This is a genomic window from Caulobacter sp. 05T431, assembly GCF_056665975.1.
Window position 1 is genome coordinate 175,600 of the sequence record NZ_JBFTKU010000005.1, and the last position, 15,746, is coordinate 191,345.

The following is a 15,746-nucleotide window of genomic DNA, read 5'->3' on the forward strand; positions in this document are numbered from 1 at the left end:
GCTGGCGCTTCAGCCCTTCGCCTTCCAGATCGGCTTGCCGTCCCCCGGCAGGCCCAGCCGGGCCCACTTCTCGCTGACCGTATCGATCACCGCCTGGTCCATGCGGATCTCCTCGCCCCATTCGCGGTGCGTCTCGGGGGGCAGCTTGTCGGTGGCGTCCAGGCCGATCTTGCTGCCAAGACCGCTCTCGGGGCTGGCGAAGTCGAGATAGTCGATGGGCGTCGACTCGATCACCGTGATGTCCCGCGCCGGGTCCATCTTGGTGCTGATCGCCCACATCACGTCCTTCCAGTCGCGGGCGTTGATGTCGTGGTCCACGACGATCACCCACTTGGTGTACATGAACTGGCGCAGATAGCTCCACACACCCAGCATCACCCGCTTGGCGTGGCCCGGATAGGCCTTCTTCATCGACACCACGGCGATGCGGTAGCTGCAGCCCTCGGGCGGCAGCCAGAAGTCGACGATCTCGGGGAACTGCTGGCGGATCAGCGGGATGAACACCTCGTTCAGCGCCTCGCCCAGCACCGACGGCTCGTCCGGCGGACGGCCGGTGAAGGTGGTCAGGTAGATCGGCTGCTTGCGCATGGTGATCGCCGTCACCTGGAAGACCGGGAACTTCTCGACGCTGTTGTAGTAGCCGGTGTGGTCGCCGTAGGGGCCCTCGTCGGCGTATTCGTCGAGCAGGACATGGCCCTCGATGACGATCTCGGCGTGGGCCGGCACCATCAGCGGCACGGTCTTGGCGGGCACGAGGTCGACCTTGGCGCCGCGCAGCAGGCCGGCGAACTGGTATTCGCTCAGTGTGTCGGGCACCGGGGTCACGGCGGCCAGGATGGTGCCCGGATCGGCGCCCAGCACGGCGCAGGCGGGCAGGGGCTCGCGCTTCCCGGCCTTCTTGTGGCGGGCGTAATGCTGGGCCCCGCCGCGGTGGGCCAGCCAGCGCATGATGCAGCGGTCCTTGCCCAGCACCTGCATGCGGTAGATGCCCAGGTTGAAGTCGTCCTCGCGGTCCTTGCCCGGGCCCTTGGTGACCACCAATGGCCAGGTGATCAGCGGCGCCGGCTCGCCCGGCCAGCAGGTCTGGACCGGCAGCTGGGTCAGGTCGATGTCGCCGCCGGTCAGGACCACCTCCTGCACCGGGGCCTTCTTCACCGTGCCCGGCCGCATGGCCATCACGGTCTTGGCCAGGGGCAGCATGTCCAGGGCGTCCTTCAGGCCCTTGGGCGGCTGGGGCTGGCGCAGGAAGGCCAGGAGCTCGCCCACTTCGCGCAGTTCGCCGGCGGTGGTGCGCGGCTCGCCGCCCAGGGTGACGCCCATGGCCACGCGCTTGACCGTGCCGAACAGGTTGGCCAGGGCCGGCATCGGCGAGCGCGAGCCGTCGGGCAGGATCACGTTCTCGAACAGCACCGCCGGCCCGCCCGTGGCCAGCAGGCGCGTCTGGATCTCGGTCATCTCCAGCACGGTCGACACCGGCTCGGTCACCCGCACCAGCTCGCCCTTCGCCTCGAGGACGTCGATGAATTCGCGAAGCGAGCGATAGGCCATGCGGGACTCCTGGACGGCGCGGAACCTAGAGGCCGCCCCGCGTCGCGGCAAGCATGGCTCCGTAAGCTTCACCCTAGGCGCCGCGCGTTCGGCGTGATCTCTGGCTCCACGACATTCGAGGTTGCAGCAAGATGACCGACTTTCTCCGCGAGGCCGACCCCGTCGACGCCCGCGCCGTCCGCCGGGCGACGATCGTCCGCCTGGCCACGGGCCTGGTCCAGGGGCTGCTGCTGTACGGCCTCTGGCAGGCCGACAAGTCCAAGGTCTGGCCGGCCACCCAGCGCGAGGTCTACGCCGCCTTCCTGATGATCGCGCTGTTCGTGCCGTTCGTCGGGCTGGCCGGTATCTCGGCCTTGCGCCTGCGCACCCTGGCGGTCTGGAAGGCCGTGGTCGCCTTGACGGTCGCGGGCCTGGCCGCCTACGGCGTCTGGAGCGGCGATCCCGAGGCGCAAGGCGTCAACGGCATGGGACCGCAGACCTTCCTGGCCATCGCCGCCCTGGTCTTCATCGGCCACCACCTGGTCCAGCCGGCCGACATGGAGCGGCGACGGATCGCCCGCTTCCCGACCTATTTCGACGTCACCTGGAAGCACGGGGTGCAGGGGGCGCTGTCGGTGGGCTTCACCGGGGCCTTCTGGCTGCTGCTGTTCCTGGCCTCGGCGCTGTTCAAGCTGATCGGCGTCGACGCCATCGAGAAGCTGATCCGGCACGAGTGGTTCGCCTTCCCCGCCACCGCCGTGATGTTCGCCGCCGCCGTCCAACTGACCGACGTGCGCGCCAATCTGGTGCGCGGCGTGCGCACGGTGGCCCTGACCCTGCTGTCGTGGCTGCTGCCGCTGATGGCCCTGATCGCCGCGGCCTTCCTGCTGACCCTGCCGTTCACCGGTCTCGAGCCGCTATGGAAGACCAAGAGCGCCACGGCCATCCTGCTGACCGCCGACGCCTTCCTGATCCTGCTGACCAACGCCGCCTACCAGGACGGGACCGAGAAGACCGCCGTGGTGCTGAAATGGGCCGCGAGGCTGGCGGGCGTGCTGCTGGTCCCGGTCACGGTGCTGGCGGCCTATGGCCTGTCCCTGCGGATCGGCCAGTACGGCCTCAGCCCCGACCGGATCATCGCCGCCGCCTGTGTGCTGGTCGCGGCGGGCTACGCCGTCGGCTACACGGTCGCCGCCGCGCGGCCGGGCGCCTGGATGAAGGCGCTGGAAGCGACCAACATCGCCATGGCCTTCGTCGTGATCGCCGTGCTGCTGGCCCTGTTCACGCCGCTGGCAGATCCGCGCCGGCTGTCAGTGGAGGACCAGGTGGCGCGGTTGGAGAGCGGCAAGGTGAAGGCCAAGGACTTCGACTATCTCGCCCTGCGCTTCGACGACGGCCGCTACGGCCTGAAGGCGCTGGACAAGCTGAAAACCAACCCGGACCCGGCCGTCCGCGCCATGGCCGCCACGACCTCGAAGTACAAGGGGCGCTGGGAGGCGGTGGATGTCGAACCGGCCGCGCCGGCCAAGATCGACAATCGGCCCGAGAACGCCAAGCAGCTGAAGGCGGTGATCGTCTATCCGAAGGGATCGGTCCTGCCCGCCAGCTTCCAGCAGCAGTATCTCAAGCCCGACGCCATGCGCATCCCGTTCTGCGAGCCCGGCGACCGCTGCGTGGCGCTGCTGCGCGACGTCGATGGTCAGGCCGGGCCGGAGGTGCTGATCACCGGCGAGGGCGGCGACGACCACCGCATCGCCGTCTATCGCCTGCGTCCGGTCCAGAACGATTGGGAGGAGTACGGCTACTTCCTGCTGCCGGGCTGTCAGGGCGCGAGCGCCAGCGAGGTCTTCGCCTCGGGCGATCTCCAGGCCGTGCCGTCCTACATCAAGGACCTGGAGATCCGGGGGCGGCGCTTCCACCTGTCGTTCGAGCAGACCAACTGCGGTTGGTACGAGCCCGGGCAGGAAACCCTGGGGACGCCCGATCCGGTCTGGTCGAAGAAGAAGTGACGGCATGTCCCCGGCCGGGGTCTAGCCCACGCCCTCGCTGACCGCGTTCAGTCGCGCGTACACGCCCCCGGCCGCCTTCAGCTCGCCGTGGCGGCCTTCCTCGACGACGCGGCCGTTCTGGAAGACCAGGATGCGGTCGGCGCCGCGCACGGTCGACAGGCGGTGGGCGATGACGATGGTCGTGCGGCCGTGCATCAGGGCCTCGGCGGCGGCCTGCACCTGGCCCTCGGTCTCGACGTCGAGCGACGAGGTGGCCTCGTCCAGCACCAGGATCGGGGCGTCGGTCAGGAAGGCCCGGGCGATGGCCACGCGCTGGCGCTCGCCGCCCGACAGCTTGATCCCGCGCTCGCCCACCAGGGTGTCGTAGCCCTGGGGCAGGCGCAGGATGAAGTCGTGGGCGCGGGCCTTCTTGGCGGCGCTGACGATCTCCTCGTCGGTCGCGTCGGGGCGGCCGTAGGCGATGTTCTCCCGCAGAGTGCGGTGGAACAGGGCCGGGTCCTGAGGCACCACGGCGATGGCGCGGCGCAGGGAGCGTTGGGTCACCTTGGCCACGTCCTGGCCGTCGATCAGGATCCGCCCGCCCTGCAGGTCGTGCAGGCGCTGGACCAGCTTGACGAAGGTCGACTTGCCCGAGCCGGTCGGACCCACCAGGGCCACGCGCTCGCCCGGCGCGATCTCCAGCGAGAAGTGGTCGTACAGCGGCGCGCCGGCCGACTTGTAGCGGAAGGTCACGTCCTCGAAGGCGATGGCGCCAGGGCCGCGCACGAAATCGGGCGCGTGCGGGACGTCGGCGATCTGCGGGGCCAGGCCCTCCCAGGCGGCCAGGTCCTCGGTGTCGTCCAGGCCCTTCTGCAGCATGCGGATGTTTTCGCCCATGTTGCGCAGGTAGCCGCTCATCAGCATGAAGGCGGTGATGGCGAAGGCCACGTCGCCGGGCGTGGCGGTCCCTCGGCTCCAGGCGTGGATCATCGCCGCCGTCAGCCCGCCTTGCAGCAGCACCAAGAGCAGGTTCTGGCCCAGCCAGACATTGGTGAACTTGTGCCAGGTGACCATCACCGCCGTGCGCCAGGCGGCGGTGATCTGGGCCACGCGGGCGCTCTCGCGGGCCTCGGCCCCGAAGCTCTTGACCGTGGGGTTGGAGGTCACGGCGTCGGCCAGGGTCCCGCCGATCCTGGAGTCCAGGGCGTTGGACTTCAGGTTGGCCGGGCGCACGTAGCGGGCGGTGACCACCAGGTTCATCACCAGGTAGCCGGCGACCACGACAAGGGCCACGCCGCCGGCCAGCGGCTGGCGCAGCAGCAGCATCACCGACAGGCCGACCAGCACGATCAGGCTGGGGGCCAGCCAGATGGTCACCGCGTCGGTGACGCTGTCGTAGCCCCACATGGCGCGGGTCAGCTTGCGCACCGTGGCGCCGGCGAAGCTGTCGGCGTGCCAGTCGGACGAGAAGGCCTGGACGCGGGCGTAGCCCTCGTTGGTCATCTCCTCCATGTTGCGGGCGGCCAGCGGGATCCAGAACCGCATGGCCAGGTTACGGATCAGCGAGAAGCCCAGATAGACGCCGACGAAGGCCGCCCAGGCGACCCAGGCCGCGTCGATGGCCGACGGTCCCTTGGTGACGGTGTCGATCAGCCGGCCCGAAGCCCAGGGCAGGGCCAGGTCGAAGCAGATCGCCGCCAGGGTCAGGCCGACGCCGGCCAGGAACAGGCCCTTCCGGCGCAGCCAGAAGCGCGCGATGAAGCCCAGCACCCGGGCGTTGCTCAGGGCGCGGCGGCGTCCGCCTTCTTCGTCTTCGTCGATCGCGTCGGTCATGGTGGAGGACAGATAGGCGCTCGTTCCGCGCGAAGCGAGGCGCTGATCAAGCCTTCCGGGAGGTGTTGCCCCGGCGCCGCGCTCCACCGAACGGCCGCCAGCGCAGGTACCAGCGGATGGCCGGGCCGATGATCGGGGTGCGCAGCAGCGGCCGCACCGCGTGGGGCCGGGTCTTCAGGAAGCACATGACCGCGCCGATCCAGAACACCGTGGTCGGCATGCCGGGCACGAAGGCGCCGACCGCCCCCGTCGCGAACAGCGCCACGCCCAGGCCGTCCAGCACCCAGTGGACGGGGCGGGAGAGGCGCTTGCGGGGCGGACGGGGGGCGTCGGTCATGAAGCTGGAATGTGGGGGATGAAGGCGCGGACGGGAAGGCTTTGTCGGCCTCAGGGTTCCACCCGAGGCAAAACCAGGGATTCCCTGATGGCTAAGGCAGCTTGACCGGTATCATTGTGCCGGCCGTCCACTGTCCTGCAGGCGAGGAGCCGAGGCCCATGAGGATCGACCGCCCGGGAACCCAGAGGATCGCCATCGCGGCCTATCTGGCGGCCTATCTCCTGGCCTGCCTGCTGGTCCTGGCCCTGGCCATGACCCTGCCGCTGGCCGGGCCGAACGGGGTCTAGGCGAAGCGCAGGTGGCTGAACCGGTCGCCGCGCAGGCCCGCGCGGATGCGGCCGCCGAACTTCGTGCCCGAGGTCAGCCGCGCCACCATCCCGACGTCGCCGGCCCGTTCGAAGGCGCGGGCGGCGGCGGTCCACAGGGCGGTGGTGACGGGGTGCGGCGCCACGATCCCCGCGGCCAGGCCGACGGCCAGCAAGGTCCAGGCTTCCAGTCGATCGATGAAGGCGGTCATGTCGGAAACCTTTCGAAAGCGAAGGAGGCGGGCCGCCGCGCTGGGGGGAGGAAACGGCGGCCCGCCTGGGGCTGCGAACCGGCGGGGGATCACCGTTTCGCTGAAGACACTTTGGTCGCTTCCATTCGATCAATCCAATTGATCGTTTTTCGGATCGAGATCGGAAGTCTCTATGGCTCCGGTTCGGCGCGGTTGCGCGAGGCGGGAGGCCGGGGCTAAGCCTTGCCCATGAGTTCTCCCGATACCGCCATCCTGCCCGACGCCGCCGCGGGCAACTGGGTCGACCGCCACGCGCCGCCGGCCCTGCGGCCCTGGCTGAAGCTGGGACGGTTCGACCGGCCGGCGGGCATCTGGCTGCTGATGCTGCCCGGCTGGCAAGGCATCGCACTGGCGGCGGCCGGCAAGGGGCAGTGGCCCAATCCGTGGCTGCTGATCGCCTTCTTCGTCGGAGCGGCCCTGATGCGGGCGGCCGGCTGCGCCTTCAACGACATCGTCGACCGCGATTTCGACGCCCAGGTCAGCCGCACGGCCATGCGCCCGATCCCGGCCGGCCTGATCAGCGTCAAGCAGGCCTGGGCGTTCGTGGTCGGCTGCTGCCTGGTCAGCTTCCTGATCCTGCTGTGCCTGAATCCGCTCTGCCTGCTGCTGGGCGTGCTGTCGCTGGGGCTGGTGGCGGCCTACCCGTTCATGAAGCGGATCACCTGGTGGCCCCAGGCCTGGCTGGGCCTGACCTTCAACTGGGGCGCCCTGATGGGCTTCGCGGCGGTCGCGAGTTCGGGGATGTCGACCCTGGGCCTGATCGTGACCCTGTTTGGGGGAGCCGGCGGCGGCGCCTGGCACTTCGGCTTGAGCTGGGCCGCCGTGCTGCTCTACGCCTCGGGCGTCTTCTGGACCCTGGGCTACGACACGATCTACGCCATCCAGGACCTCGAGGACGACGCCCTGGCCGGGGTGAAGTCGTCGACCCGCCGCCTGGGCGCGCACGTGCAGAAGGGCGTGCTGGCCTTCTACGCCGCCAGCTTCGTGCTGGTGATCGCCGCGGCCTGGGCCGGGGACGTGGGCCCGCTGTTCCTGCCCCTGGCGGCCCTGGTCGCCGTCCACCTGTCGCGCCAGGCGGCCCGGGTGCGCCTGGACGACCCGGTCGGGGCCCTGGCCCTGTTCAAGTCCAACGCCCAGGTCGGGTTCGTGCTGTTCCTGGCCCTGGCGGCGGGGATGTGGAAGCCACCGGGGCTTTAAAATCCCTCTCTCTGTGAGAGAGGAGTTCTAGGGCGCGCCCCCGTTCAAAGCCGCCCCCTAGAACGGCCCCGCGTGGTAGATTCGCTCGGTGGTCTTCTCCAGCTCGCCCAGCCGCCGGTCGTAGAGGCGGATCAGGCAGGATCGGTTGGCCCCGCACCGGCGCCGCTCGGCCAGCCACTGGCGCTGCTGGTCCTGCAGGGCGTCGCGGCCGCCCATGGCCAGGGTGTGCTTGTTGATCTCGTAGAGCACCGACATCCGCACGTCCTTGTCGTTCAGCGGCAGGTAGGCGCAGACCGCCTTCTCGTCGGCGGCCTTGGCCCGCAGGCAGTCGAAGCTGGCGGCGTGGGCGAGCGACGGGGCGGCGCCGGCCGCGAGGGTCAGGGCGAGGGCGATCAGAAGCGGGCGCATGGCGGTCTCCGGGCGGACTTCGAGGGGGCGTGACGTCGGGTCATTCTGTCAGCCTGACGCTGAATGTGGCATGATCGTTCCATGGCCGTCGCGTCCCGCATCAAGCCGCAGGAACTGTTCACCCCCGAGGAATGGGCGCCGCTGTCGGCGCGCTCCAGCTGGCGGGGCCTGCTGATGGTGGCCCACGCCTGGGCGGTGATCGTCGCGGCGGGCGCGATGTTCGTGATCTGGCCCAATCCCCTGACCTACGTCCTGGCCGTGATGCTGATCGGCGCGCGCCAGTTGGGCCTGGCGATCCTGATGCACGAGGCCGCCCACGGCGGGCTGCATCCGAACCTCAAGGTCAACGACTGGGTCGGCGAATGGCTGTGCGCGGCCCCGACCGGCGCCTCCCTGGCCAAGTACCGGCCCTACCACCTGACCCACCACAAATACGCCCAGCAGGCCGAGGACCCGGACCTGGTGCTGTCGGCGCCGTTCCCGACCACCCGCGCGTCCCTGCGCCGCAAGATCGTCCGCGACCTGACCGGCCAGACCTTCTTCAAGCAGCGGTTCGGTCCGCTGCTGGGGAAGATGAAGGGCGCGGGCGACCAGCCGAAAGGCGCGGTCTTCGCCGGCGAGGTCGCGCGCCAGCGGCCGTTCCTGCTGTGGAACCTGGGCCTGCTGGTCGTGCTCAGCGCCGCGGGCCTGTGGTGGGCCTGGTTCGCGCTGTGGATCGTGCCGATGGCCACCTGGTTCCCGCTGGTCACTCGCCTGCGCAACATCGCCGAGCACGCCCTGGTGGCCAAGGACGAGCCCGATCCGTTCCGCCACGCCCGCACCACTTCGGCCAACTGGATCGAGCGCGCCCTGATCGCGCCCTACCACGTCAATTTCCACGCCGAGCATCACCTGTTCATGCACATGCCCTGCTGGAACCTGCCCAGGGCCCACCGGCTGCTGGCGAAGAAGGGCCTGACCGAGGGCATGCTGACGGCGCCGGGCTATCTGACCGTGCTGAAGGCCGCGTCCAGCCGGGTCCCCGCCTAGACGGACCTCGCCTCGGGGCCGTCCGGGTGCTCTAAGGCGGCCATGATCGACCAGACCCTCGCCGGCCGCCGCGCCTTCATCCTGGAGAACACCCGGGTGCAGGCTCCGCCGCACACGCCGGAGCTTCAGTTGCACCTGGCCGACGAGATCACCCCGATCTGGAAACTGACCGAGGAGGCCCTGGCCGAGATCGGCCTGCCGCCGCCATTCTGGGCCTTCGCCTGGGCGGGCGGCCAGGCCCTGGCGCGCTACATCCTCGACCATCCCGGGATCGTCGCCGGCAAGCGGGTGATCGACTTCGCCAGCGGTTCGGGCCTGGTGGCGATCGCGGCGATGAGGGCGGGCGCGGCCAGTGTGCTGGCGGCCGACATCGACGTGTTCTGCGAGGCGGCGATCGGCTTGAACGCCGCGGCCAACGGCGTCGAGGTCGCCTTCACCGAGGTGGACCTGCTCGACGCCCCGCCCCCGGCCGCCGATGTGATCCTGGCGGGCGACATCTGCTACGAGCGGCCGATGGCCGAGGCGGTGATGGCCTGGCTGGGCCAGGGACGGGCGGCCGGCGCGGCCGTACTGATCGGCGACCCGGGCCGCACCTACTTCCCCAAGGACGGCCTGGTGAAACTGGCCGAGTACCAGGTGCCCACCACGCGCGAGCTGGAGGACATGGCCGTCAAGCGCACCAGCGTCTGGACTCTGCCGTGACGGCGATCTAGAACAATACGAGAACATTCAGGGAGGCGCGGCATGCGCGAGGACGGCAAGATCGACTATATCGAGTGGCGCGCCGGCGACCTGCCGGCCACCAAGGCCTTCTACGCCGCCGCCTTCGGTTGGAGCTTCGTCGACTACGGTCCCGACTACGCCGCCTTCGAAGGCCAGGGCGCCGACGGCGGCTTCTGCACGCCGCAGGAAGGTTCGACCGACAAGCCGCTGGTGGTGCTCTACGCCCACGACATCGAGGCCATGCTGGCCAAGGTGACGGCGGCGGGGGCGGCGATCACCAAGCCGATCTTCAGCTTCCCCGGCGGCCGCCGCTTCCACTTCACCGATCCGTCCGGCAACGAGCTGGCGGTGTGGAGCGAGGGCTAAATTATCCGCTCATCCCGGCGAATGCCGGGACCCAGATCTCAAAGCTGGGTCGCTGATTGGAAGAGCTCGGCGCTGTTGGCCTCAGCCACACCGCCATGCCATCTGGGTCCCGGCGTTCGCCGGGATGAGCGGATTTTGAAGCGCGCGAAAAACCGTCACGAAACCGCGATAAATCCGTCTCCGGACGATTTACGGGGCGAGCGACGGTGGACCAGGCCAGGACCTGCGGCGACTGCGGGATGTGCTGCAAGCTGATGGGCGTGGCCGCCATCGACAAGCCGGCCCACGCCTGGTGCGGCCACTACCGCAAGGGCGCCGGCTGTGCGATCTACGCCGACCGGCCCCAGGCCTGCGCCGACTACGCCTGCTACTGGCTGAACGCCCCCAACCTGGACGACCGCTGGCGCCCCGACCGGGCCCGCTTCGTCCTGCATCGCGAGGACGAGGGCCGGACCCTGGTGGTCGAGGTCGATCCCGCCGCGCCGGACGCCTGGCGCAAGGCCCCCTTCCACGACACCTTCAAGGCCTGGGCGGCGCGCGGCGCGGCCCAGGGCCTGGCCCTCAACGTCCTGGTCGGACGGCGAGGCTATACGATCCTGCCCGATCGCGACGTCGATCTGGGCCTGGTGCGCGAGATCCCGGCATGAGCGAAACCGCTTCCCTTCCGCCGCTGACCGCGGCCCCGTCAAAGTCGTGCGGCGACTGCGGCATGTGCTGCAAGGTCCTGCACATCAGCGAGCTGAACAAGCCCGCCGGCCAGTGGTGCGGGGTGTTCCGCAAGGGCTCGGGCTGCGGCGACTACGAGGCCCGGCCCCAGGCCTGCAGGGGCTTCCACTGCCTGTGGCTGACCTCGGAGAAGCTGGACGCCGCCTGGCGGCCCGACAAGGCCGGCTTCCTGATGTACCCCGACCGCGACGGCAAGCGGCTGAACGTGGTGGTCGATCCCGGCAAGCCCGCCTCGTGGACGCGCGAGCCCTACTATTCGCGGCTGAAGGCCATGTCGCAGCGGGCCTATGACGGCTACGAGCTGCTGATCTGCATCGGCGACCGCCGCGTGGTGATGTTCCCCACCGAGGATGTCGACCTGGGCGTGCTCAATCCCGACCACAAGCTGGTCAGCGGCTATGTCGACAAGGACGGCGCCAAGGTGCCATTCGCGATGGTGCTGAGCGACGTCGAGGCCTCCTAGAACCTCGGCCGGAAATCCCTCGGCTTCCATCCGAAGTCAGCCCGCGCCGGGGCGTCGTCGAAGGTCAGGTCCTGGGCCATGCGGTCGGCCATGGTCGCGGTGGCGCCGGGATAGAACGGCTTGGCCAGGGTCAGCAGCAGGCGGAACAGCCAGGCGGGCAGGGACAGGATCAGCGGCCGGCGGCCCAGGCCCTGGTAGATCCGCTCGGCCATCACGCGATAGGTCAGGGTCTCGCCGCCGACCAGGTCATAGGCCTTGTCCCGCGCCGCTGGGGCTCCGGCCGCGGCGATCGCCCCGCCGGCCAGGTCGTCGGCATGGACCGGCTGGCGCAGGCCTTCGCCCCGACCCGACAGCGGCAACACCTTGAACCGGCGGATCAGCCCGGCCAGGCGGCTGACATTGCCGTCGCGCCCTTCCAGATAGATCAGGGTCGGGCGCAGGATCGTCCAGGCCACGCCGTGCTCGGCGCAGAACGCCTCGACCTTGGCTTCGGACTCCGCCAGGGCCTTGGCCACGGCCCGCTCCGAGGCCTCGGTCGAGTCCAGCTTGGTGAAGCGGCTGGTCGAGGAGAAGGCCACCAGCCGGGTCATGCCGCGCGCCTTCAGGGCGGGCAGGGCCTGGGGCAGCAGCCAGATCGGCGACAGCGAGAACACCGTGGCCACCGGCGGCAGCTCGTCGGCCAGGTCCGGGTCGGCCAGGTCGCCGTCGATCCAGCAGACGTCGTCGCTGGGCGGCCGCCGGCTCAGCGAGATCGGCGTGGTCCCCAGGGCGTTCAGCCGCGCCAGCAGGAACTGGCCGATCAGGCTGGTGGCGCCCAGCACCAGCACGGGCGAGATCAGATCGGAGGATGAGGTGGTTTCAACGTCCATCCTTCCCCTATAGTCGCGCCGCAACCGGCGACCCAGGACTTTGGTCATGACCTTCGAGGAAGTGCGCGCCTTCGCCTTCGGATTGCCCGGCGTGACCGACGGGACGGCCTACGGCCATCCGTGCCTGAAGGCGCACGGCAAGTTCCTGACCCGCGTCTGGGACGACGGCGACACCCTGGTCTGTCCGGGCGTCACGCTGGACGAACGCGAGATGCTGATCGAGGCCGAGCCCGGGACGTTCTTCGTCACCGACCACTACAAGAACTACCCCTACGTCCTGATCCGCCTGTCGCGGGTCGAGGCCGGAACGGTGGAGGGTTTCCTGGAACGCCGATGGCGGGCGACCGCGCCGAAGACGCTGCTCAAGCGTTACGATGCGGAGAAGGCCTGACGCGGACGGCGCCAGGGCCTATATCGGCCTGACCCTCAAGTCCCAGCCGCCTTCGGGAGATCCCCATGCCCCATTCCATCCCCGACATCCGCGCGGGCGACGTGGCCATGCCGGTCATCGGCCTGGGCACCTGGCAGTTGGACGACGGTACGGCCCAGCCCCTGGTCGAGAAGGCGCTGGAACTGGGCTACCGCCACATCGACACCGCCCAGGCCTATCGCAACGAGCAGGACGTCGGGGCGGCCCTGGCGGCCACCGGCGTGCCGCGCGACGAGATCTTCCTGACCACCAAGGTCTGGGTCGACCAGTTCGCCCAGGGCGACCTGCAGCGGTCGGTCGAGGGCAGCCTCAAGCGCCTGAAGGCCCCGCAGGTCGACCTGCTGCTGCTGCACTGGCCCAAGCCCCGGCCGGCCCTGGCCGAGACCATGGCGGCGCTGAACGACGTCCACGCCCGGGGGCTGACCCGCGCCATCGGCCTGTCGAACTTCCCCTCGGCGGTGATGGCCAAGGCCCAGGCTGCCTCGGAGGCGCCGGTCGCCACCAACCAGGTCGAGTACCACCCCTACCTGTCGCAGAAGACCCTGATCGCCAAGGCCAAGGCGATGGGCTCGACGATCACCGCCTGGTCGCCCCTGGCCCAAGGCAAGGTGGCCGACGATCCGGTGCTGGTCGAGATCGGCGAGGCCCACGGCAAGACGGCCGGCCAGGTGACCCTGCGCTGGCAGGTCCAGCAGGGCGTGGCGACCATCCCGCGCACGCGGAACCCCGGCCGGCTGGCCGAGAACTTCGACATCTTCGACTTCGCCCTGTCCGAGGAGGAGATGGCGCGCATCTTCGCCCTGGCGCGGCCGGACGGGCGGCTGGGGAACTGGCTGGACCCGGCGTTCGAATGGGACGCGGATTGAGTCCGGACTAGAACGGCGTCAGCTGGACGGTCTGGGGCAACTGGACCTTCACCGGCCCGCCCTCGTTCAGGGTCTTGGCCGCGACGGCGCGGAGGATCGCCGAAACGTCGGCGCTGTCGGGCGAGTGGCCCGCCCCTTGGATCGTGAACATCGCGCCGGTCCTGTGCGCCGCCGACGCGGCCTGGCCCAGCGCCCGGCCGTTGGCGAAGGGCACCGTGTCGTCCGCCGTGCCGTGGATCAGGTAGTAGGGCTCGTCCAGCGTCGGAACCGCGCCGAGGTTGTCGTAGCGGTCGGCGATCAGCAGGCGGACGGCGGCGGGGGCCATGGAGCGGAGGTCGGTGAACGTGCCGATGGTCACCAGCGCGTCCAGCTTCTGACGCCGGGCCAGGCCGAAGGCGACGCCGCCGCCCAGGCTGTGGCCGACCACGATCACCTTGCCGCCGCCCGCCACGACGCGGGCCCGGGCGTAGAAAGCGTCGGCGTCGGCGGCCAGGCCCGCCTCGCTGGCCTTGCCGGGGTTGCCGCTGTACTCGCGATAGTCGGCCGCCACCACGCCGTAGCCTTCGGCGATCAGGGGCGCCAGCCACGTCATCGACCGGGTCGCGGCCGAGCCGTTGCCGTGCAGCACCAGGAAGGTCGGCTTGCCGTCGCGCGGCGCGATCTCGGCGCCCTTCAGCGTCAGACCGTCGGCCGTCCGGACGGTGTCGATCACGGCGCCCGGCGGCAGGACCGACGGGTCCAGCGGGGCGGTCGGCGCGGGATAGATGCGCTCGTGGATCTGGGCCCTGACGGGAACCGAGACGAGCAGGACGCCGGCGGCGAGGCCGACGGCGACGAGGAGGGCGGGACGCTTCATGCGGCGATGCTATGCGGCCCAGCTTGAAGCGCAACCCCGCCCTACTTCGCCAGCCGGCCGTCCGTCAGCGCCGTCGGTTCGAACCGGAAGATCACCTCCGGGTCGGGATGCTTGATCCCCTTGAGCAGCTTCTTCGGGGCCGAGACGTGCAGCAGCCAGCGCAGGATGTTCAGCCGGGCGGCCTTCTTGTGGTTGGCGCGCACGCACACCCACGGGGCGGGGACGGAGTGGGTGCGCATCAGCATCTCGTCGCGGGCCGCCGAATAGTCGTCCCACTTGGCCTGGGCCACGGCGTCCAGGTCGCTGACCTTGAAGGCCTTCAGCGGCTCCTCGCGGCGGGCCTTCAGGCGTTCGGCCTGGGTCTCCTGGTCGATGTCCAGCCAGAACTTGGTCATCTTGACCCCGTTCTCCACCAGCATCAGCTCGAAGGCCGGCACGTCGCGCAGGAACTGCTCCTGCTCGTGCGGGGAGGAGAAGCCCATCACCCGCTCGACCCCGGCGCGGTTGTACCAGGAGCGGTTGAAGACCACGGCCTCGCCGGACGCCGGCAGGTGCCGGGCATAGCGCTGGAAGTACCACTCGCTGCGCTCGCGATCGCTGGGCGCCGGGAGGGAGATGACCCGGGTGGCGCGGCGGTGGGCGTGCTCGGTCAGGCGGGCGATGGCTCCGTCCTTGCCGGCCGCGTCGCGGCCTTCGAAGACGGTGACCGTCTTCCAGCCTTCCTTGATGGCCAGCTTCTGCAGGCCGATCATCGCCAGCTGCAGGTCGCGGAGTTCGGCTTCGTAGTCTTCCAGCTTGCTCATGCGGTGACCCTACCCCCGTCCCGTTCAGTTGCGCTAGAAGGACGCCATGATCCGCCTCTTCGTTCCCCATCCGCTCAAGGCCGGCGCCGGCGTCGCGCCCAACATCGACCAGTCGCGCTACCTGACCGCCGTGATGCGGCTCAACGTCGGCGACGAGATCCTGGTGTTCAACGGCCAGGACGGCGAGTGGCGCTGCAGCCTGACCGAGGCGGGCAAGCGCGGCTGCCTGTTGAAGGCCGAGGAACAGACCCGGCCCCAGACCTTCGGCCCCGACCTCGACCTGGTGGTCGCCATGGTCAAGCGCGGCCGGGTCGAGACCATCGTCGAGAAGGCCGCCGAGCTGGGCGCGCGCCGGGTGCGCCTGACCCAGACCCGGCGGACCAATGTCGACTTCCTCAAGCTGGGTCGCCTGGACGCCATCGCCATCGAGGCCGCCGAGCAGACCGGCCGGCTGGACGTGCCCGCCGTCGACGACCCGCAGAAGCTGGACAAGATTCTGGATGGCTGGGACGCGGAGCGGAAGCTGATCTTCTGCGACGAGGGCGGCGACGCGCGGCCGCTGATCGAGGCGGCCAAGGAGGCCCCGGCGCCGGCGGCGATCCTGATCGGCCCCGAAGGCGGCTTCGCGCCCGAGGAGCGTGAGAAGCTGCGGTCCCTGCCGTTCGTGATCCCGGTGACCCTGGGCCCGCGCATCCTGCGCGCCGACACCGCGGCCATCGCGGCCATGACCCTGTGGCAGGCCGCCGCCGGCGACTGGCGCTAGGCCCGG

19 protein-coding genes are annotated in these 15,746 nt (G+C 70.1%); 11 read left to right on the top strand and 8 right to left on the bottom strand.

Features of this window, described 5'->3' with window-relative positions; all coding sequences use genetic code 11:
- Positions 1–9: 9 nt before the first annotated feature.
- Positions 10–1,548, bottom strand: a complete 1,539-nt coding sequence (locus tag AC1U89_RS07020; protein WP_479899002.1) for a UbiD family decarboxylase — start codon at positions 1,546–1,548, stop codon at positions 10–12.
- 131 nt (positions 1,549–1,679) lie between these two features.
- On the opposite strand from AC1U89_RS07020, the gene AC1U89_RS07025 reads away from it, so the two are divergent.
- Positions 1,680–3,536: a DUF4153 domain-containing protein gene (locus AC1U89_RS07025; protein WP_479899003.1), complete on the top strand. Its 1,857-nt coding sequence runs from the start codon at positions 1,680–1,682 to the stop codon at positions 3,534–3,536.
- A 21-nt stretch (positions 3,537–3,557) separates the two neighbouring features.
- Here AC1U89_RS07025 and AC1U89_RS07030 read toward each other — a convergent pair whose 3' ends face one another.
- The gene (locus tag AC1U89_RS07030; protein ID WP_479899004.1) at positions 3,558–5,348 is read right to left on the bottom strand and encodes an ABC transporter ATP-binding protein; all 1,791 of its coding nucleotides are present in this window, start codon (positions 5,346–5,348) and stop codon (positions 3,558–3,560) included.
- Between the two features lie 46 nt (positions 5,349–5,394).
- A complete protein-coding gene (locus AC1U89_RS07035; protein ID WP_479899005.1) occupies positions 5,395–5,685 on the bottom strand; it encodes a DUF454 family protein in 291 nt (96 codons plus the stop codon).
- A gap of 158 nt (positions 5,686–5,843) precedes the next feature.
- Between AC1U89_RS07035 and AC1U89_RS07040 the strand changes: the two genes are divergently transcribed.
- The gene (locus AC1U89_RS07040) at positions 5,844–5,972 is read left to right on the top strand and encodes a hypothetical protein (protein ID WP_479899006.1); all 129 of its coding nucleotides are present in this window, start codon (positions 5,844–5,846) and stop codon (positions 5,970–5,972) included.
- Here the strand turns inward: AC1U89_RS07040 and AC1U89_RS07045 are convergent.
- The gene (locus AC1U89_RS07045; RefSeq protein WP_479899007.1) at positions 5,969–6,202 is read right to left on the bottom strand and encodes a hypothetical protein; all 234 of its coding nucleotides are present in this window, start codon (positions 6,200–6,202) and stop codon (positions 5,969–5,971) included. The two genes, AC1U89_RS07040 and AC1U89_RS07045, sit on opposite strands and share 4 nt — an antisense overlap.
- A gap of 228 nt (positions 6,203–6,430) precedes the next feature.
- Between AC1U89_RS07045 and ubiA the strand changes: the two genes are divergently transcribed.
- Entirely contained in the window at positions 6,431–7,438 is a 1,008-nt protein-coding gene (gene ubiA, locus AC1U89_RS07050) for a 4-hydroxybenzoate octaprenyltransferase (protein WP_479899008.1), read from the top strand.
- A gap of 57 nt (positions 7,439–7,495) precedes the next feature.
- Here ubiA and AC1U89_RS07055 read toward each other — a convergent pair whose 3' ends face one another.
- Positions 7,496–7,846, bottom strand: coding sequence for a lysozyme inhibitor LprI family protein (locus AC1U89_RS07055; protein WP_479899009.1), 351 nt, complete (start codon positions 7,844–7,846; stop codon positions 7,496–7,498).
- An 81-nt stretch (positions 7,847–7,927) separates the two neighbouring features.
- Here AC1U89_RS07055 and AC1U89_RS07060 point away from each other — a divergent pair, with 81 nt between their 5' ends.
- From AC1U89_RS07060 to AC1U89_RS07080, 5 genes are all read left to right on the top strand, one after another.
- Entirely contained in the window at positions 7,928–8,875 is a 948-nt protein-coding gene (locus AC1U89_RS07060; protein ID WP_479899010.1) for a fatty acid desaturase family protein, read from the top strand.
- Positions 8,876–8,917: 42 nt separating this feature from the next.
- Positions 8,918–9,577: a class I SAM-dependent methyltransferase gene (locus AC1U89_RS07065; RefSeq protein WP_479899011.1), complete on the top strand. Its 660-nt coding sequence runs from the start codon at positions 8,918–8,920 to the stop codon at positions 9,575–9,577.
- A gap of 42 nt (positions 9,578–9,619) precedes the next feature.
- Positions 9,620–9,964, top strand: coding sequence for a VOC family protein (locus tag AC1U89_RS07070; protein WP_479899012.1), 345 nt, complete (start codon positions 9,620–9,622; stop codon positions 9,962–9,964).
- A 206-nt stretch (positions 9,965–10,170) separates the two neighbouring features.
- Positions 10,171–10,611, top strand: coding sequence for a YkgJ family cysteine cluster protein (locus tag AC1U89_RS07075; RefSeq protein ID WP_479899013.1), 441 nt, complete (start codon positions 10,171–10,173; stop codon positions 10,609–10,611).
- The gene (locus tag AC1U89_RS07080; protein ID WP_479899014.1) at positions 10,608–11,153 is read left to right on the top strand and encodes a YkgJ family cysteine cluster protein; all 546 of its coding nucleotides are present in this window, start codon (positions 10,608–10,610) and stop codon (positions 11,151–11,153) included. The genes AC1U89_RS07075 and AC1U89_RS07080 overlap by 4 nt, the downstream gene beginning before the upstream one ends.
- Here the strand turns inward: AC1U89_RS07080 and AC1U89_RS07085 are convergent.
- The gene (locus tag AC1U89_RS07085; RefSeq protein WP_479899015.1) at positions 11,150–12,022 is read right to left on the bottom strand and encodes an NAD-dependent epimerase/dehydratase family protein; all 873 of its coding nucleotides are present in this window, start codon (positions 12,020–12,022) and stop codon (positions 11,150–11,152) included. The two genes, AC1U89_RS07080 and AC1U89_RS07085, sit on opposite strands and share 4 nt — an antisense overlap.
- 46 nt (positions 12,023–12,068) lie before the next feature.
- Here AC1U89_RS07085 and AC1U89_RS07090 point away from each other — a divergent pair, with 46 nt between their 5' ends.
- On the top strand, positions 12,069–12,413 hold the full coding sequence (locus AC1U89_RS07090) for an MmcQ/YjbR family DNA-binding protein (RefSeq protein ID WP_479899016.1): 345 nt from the start codon (positions 12,069–12,071) through the stop codon (positions 12,411–12,413).
- A gap of 65 nt (positions 12,414–12,478) precedes the next feature.
- Complete coding sequence (locus AC1U89_RS07095) at positions 12,479–13,318, top strand: aldo/keto reductase (RefSeq protein WP_479899017.1); 840 nt, start codon at positions 12,479–12,481, stop codon at positions 13,316–13,318.
- A 7-nt stretch (positions 13,319–13,325) separates the two neighbouring features.
- On the opposite strand, the gene AC1U89_RS07100 is transcribed toward AC1U89_RS07095, so the two are convergent.
- Together AC1U89_RS07100 and ppk2 are read right to left on the bottom strand one after the other, a co-directional pair.
- Positions 13,326–14,174, bottom strand: coding sequence for an alpha/beta hydrolase family protein (locus tag AC1U89_RS07100; protein ID WP_479899018.1), 849 nt, complete (start codon positions 14,172–14,174; stop codon positions 13,326–13,328).
- A 41-nt stretch (positions 14,175–14,215) separates the two neighbouring features.
- A complete protein-coding gene (gene ppk2, locus AC1U89_RS07105) occupies positions 14,216–14,977 on the bottom strand; it encodes a polyphosphate kinase 2 (RefSeq protein WP_479899019.1) in 762 nt (253 codons plus the stop codon).
- Between the two features lie 46 nt (positions 14,978–15,023).
- On the opposite strand from ppk2, the gene AC1U89_RS07110 reads away from it, so the two are divergent.
- Positions 15,024–15,740, top strand: coding sequence for a 16S rRNA (uracil(1498)-N(3))-methyltransferase (locus tag AC1U89_RS07110; protein WP_479899020.1), 717 nt, complete (start codon positions 15,024–15,026; stop codon positions 15,738–15,740).
- Positions 15,741–15,746: the final 6 nt, after the last annotated feature.

Bases quoted from the DNA above. Each gene is read 5' to 3' on its own strand.
- AC1U89_RS07030 (WP_479899004.1), bottom strand. From the start codon at position 5,348: ATGACCGACGCGATCGACGAAGACGAAGAAGGCGGACGCCGCCGCGCC.
- AC1U89_RS07085 (WP_479899015.1), bottom strand. From the start codon at position 12,022: ATGGACGTTGAAACCACCTCATCCTCCGATCTGATCTCGCCCGTGCTG.
- AC1U89_RS07060 (WP_479899010.1), top strand. From the start codon at position 7,928: ATGGCCGTCGCGTCCCGCATCAAGCCGCAGGAACTGTTCACCCCCGAG.
- AC1U89_RS07035 (WP_479899005.1), bottom strand. From the start codon at position 5,685: ATGACCGACGCCCCCCGTCCGCCCCGCAAGCGCCTCTCCCGCCCCGTC.
- AC1U89_RS07100 (WP_479899018.1), bottom strand. From the start codon at position 14,174: ATGAAGCGTCCCGCCCTCCTCGTCGCCGTCGGCCTCGCCGCCGGCGTC.
- AC1U89_RS07040 (WP_479899006.1), top strand. From the start codon at position 5,844: ATGAGGATCGACCGCCCGGGAACCCAGAGGATCGCCATCGCGGCCTAT.
- AC1U89_RS07025 (WP_479899003.1), top strand. From the start codon at position 1,680: ATGACCGACTTTCTCCGCGAGGCCGACCCCGTCGACGCCCGCGCCGTC.
- AC1U89_RS07020 (WP_479899002.1), bottom strand. From the start codon at position 1,548: ATGGCCTATCGCTCGCTTCGCGAATTCATCGACGTCCTCGAGGCGAAG.
- AC1U89_RS07090 (WP_479899016.1), top strand. From the start codon at position 12,069: ATGACCTTCGAGGAAGTGCGCGCCTTCGCCTTCGGATTGCCCGGCGTG.
- AC1U89_RS07110 (WP_479899020.1), top strand. From the start codon at position 15,024: ATGATCCGCCTCTTCGTTCCCCATCCGCTCAAGGCCGGCGCCGGCGTC.
- ubiA (WP_479899008.1), top strand. From the start codon at position 6,431: ATGAGTTCTCCCGATACCGCCATCCTGCCCGACGCCGCCGCGGGCAAC.
- AC1U89_RS07080 (WP_479899014.1), top strand. From the start codon at position 10,608: ATGAGCGAAACCGCTTCCCTTCCGCCGCTGACCGCGGCCCCGTCAAAG.
- AC1U89_RS07045 (WP_479899007.1), bottom strand. From the start codon at position 6,202: ATGACCGCCTTCATCGATCGACTGGAAGCCTGGACCTTGCTGGCCGTC.
- AC1U89_RS07070 (WP_479899012.1), top strand. From the start codon at position 9,620: ATGCGCGAGGACGGCAAGATCGACTATATCGAGTGGCGCGCCGGCGAC.
- ppk2 (WP_479899019.1), bottom strand. From the start codon at position 14,977: ATGAGCAAGCTGGAAGACTACGAAGCCGAACTCCGCGACCTGCAGCTG.
- AC1U89_RS07065 (WP_479899011.1), top strand. From the start codon at position 8,918: ATGATCGACCAGACCCTCGCCGGCCGCCGCGCCTTCATCCTGGAGAAC.
- AC1U89_RS07095 (WP_479899017.1), top strand. From the start codon at position 12,479: ATGCCCCATTCCATCCCCGACATCCGCGCGGGCGACGTGGCCATGCCG.
- AC1U89_RS07055 (WP_479899009.1), bottom strand. From the start codon at position 7,846: ATGCGCCCGCTTCTGATCGCCCTCGCCCTGACCCTCGCGGCCGGCGCC.